This is a genomic window from Methylotenera sp. (genome assembly GCF_036401095.1).
Classification (GTDB): domain Bacteria; phylum Pseudomonadota; class Gammaproteobacteria; order Burkholderiales; family Methylophilaceae; genus Methylotenera.
Genome location: NZ_DASWWA010000018.1, coordinates 1 through 1,540, shown reverse-complemented (window position 1 = coordinate 1,540; position 1,540 = coordinate 1). Strand labels below are relative to the sequence as shown.

General features: G+C 40.8%; 1 protein-coding gene. It reads right to left on the bottom strand.

The window, feature by feature from the left end; translation table 11 throughout:
- On the bottom strand, window positions 1-1,303 hold a 1,303-nt coding region (locus VGD82_RS10160), incomplete at its 3' end, for an MCP four helix bundle domain-containing protein (protein WP_331020281.1).
- Window positions 1,304-1,540: the final 237 nt, after the last annotated feature.

The following is a 1,540-nucleotide window of genomic DNA, read 5'->3' as shown; positions in this document are numbered from 1 at the left end:
TTAGACGGTCTAAATTCTTATTGATTTCTGCTTTTTTACCAGGGTATTGTTGTATCTGTACTTCAAAGTCACCGTCACCTAACGCACGCATTACTTGCGTCACTTCTTCTTTTTCCCGTACGTGTGCCCCTACCATCTTGTTCAATGACTCGGCCATCTCTGCGTAGGTGCCTGTGAATCTAGCAGTGTCGATAGCAGCGTCAATCTCACCCAAATCATGTTGCTGAGACATGGTTTGCATTTCGCTAACAAATGTTTTGATATTGGCACGTAATTGCTCGACGCCTTCATTAATAAAGGCACGTTGACCTGGAAAACGCTCCAAAGGCGCATCAAAGTTACCTTTAGCAAACTCGCCAATACATGCTGTAACTTTACGCATCACATTTGCTTGGTTAGAGGCCATTTCATTCACATTACCAGCCATAACCTGATAACTGCCACGCAGTTTACTAGTATCGATAGAAGCGCCAATATTGCCTAATTTATTTTGGGCAGACATGGCCGTCTGCTCCTCGATCACAGTTTTTAGTGCTTGCTGCATTTTCAACATGGATGACATCAAACTTGATTGATCGGCTGAGTCAACCTTAATTACGCTATTTAAATCACCACTTGCAATATCATTAGCAATTTTAGCAACTTCATTTGGCTCGCCGCCCAGTTGTTTTCTTAGGCTACGCGAAATCGTCACACCAAACAAAATAGATACAATCACAACAAGCAAGCCTAAAGCTAAAGAAAGCTTAATCGAATTTTGTTTTACGGTTAGCGCATTGGTAGCATGTTTCTGACCAAGATCAACCTTATAGTGCATATGTGCTGCAATACTGTCGTTTGCCTTTTCCGCCGGGGTGCGAATCGCGATATAAAGTTCGTGTGCTAATTCTTTTTGATTAGCGCGTGAAGCCTCTAATATCGGCTCCATACGTGCAAAGTAGACTTTAAGGTCTTCAATATCCCCATCTAACAAGCTCTTCTCTTGTGCATCAGACACAAGGTCTGTATACGAGCCTGTAATTTCATTTAACTCAGACTGCAGTTTTCTAATCGCCTCTTCCACTTCAGCCATTTTTGGTTCGTCTTTAATCAACGTATGGTTTGCAACTCGAATACGTAGCGTATTAAATTTATAGCGCATTTCATCTAGCTTGATGATGCTTGGCACAATATTGGTATTGGCATAATTGGTATCGTTATATACAGCATCCGATTGGAATGAGTTTAACGTTAAAATACCAACCAAACCTAAAACAGAAACCAATGTAATTAATAACATTTTTCTTGCGACAGTCATTTGCATTTAAAACCCATTCTTTACAGAAAAACCAAAATATCCATATATTCAAACATACTATTTAAAGATATAGCCAGTTAAAACTCTTCCCAATCGCCATCTTCACTGTTCGTTTTAACGCTCAGTTTGACAGGGGTAGGTCTTGCCACATGCGCGACTTTACTCACAGCAACTTTAGATACAGGACGAGTCGCTACTCGATTTTCGTGATTGCCGCCTAGCTGGAATACGCTAATAGCGTTC